The sequence below is a fragment of the Pseudomonas sp. Lb2C2 genome, assembly GCF_052112205.1.
GTDB lineage: Bacteria > Pseudomonadota > Gammaproteobacteria > Pseudomonadales > Pseudomonadaceae > Aquipseudomonas > Aquipseudomonas kilonensis.
Window position 1 is genome coordinate 1 of the sequence record NZ_JAUTYW010000049.1, and the last position, 234, is coordinate 234.

Below are 234 nucleotides of genomic sequence, written 5' to 3' on the forward strand. Positions count from 1 at the left end.
TAAGCCACCACGGTGTCAGGGCTGACATTACCTGCTGCGTCCGACGAGTTCGCAGTGACATCACCGGTCGGTTGGTTCACCGGCGAAGTGACGCTGTAGGAACCATCGGCCGCAGCCACCACCGTACCGGTGCTGCCATCTGGGTAAGTGAGATTGACCGTACTGCCCGGTTCAGCCGAACCCGTTACGGTGACACTGCCGTCGGCATTAGCCGCCACGGTTACGCTCGGCGCA

Annotated in this window: 1 protein-coding gene; it reads right to left on the reverse strand. The window is 62.0% G+C overall.

Features of this window, described 5'->3' with window-relative positions; genetic code table 11:
* Positions 1-234, reverse strand: a 234-nt coding sequence (locus tag Q7F16_RS30220; RefSeq protein ID WP_413201724.1) for an Ig-like domain-containing protein, incomplete at both ends; no start/stop codon positions are given.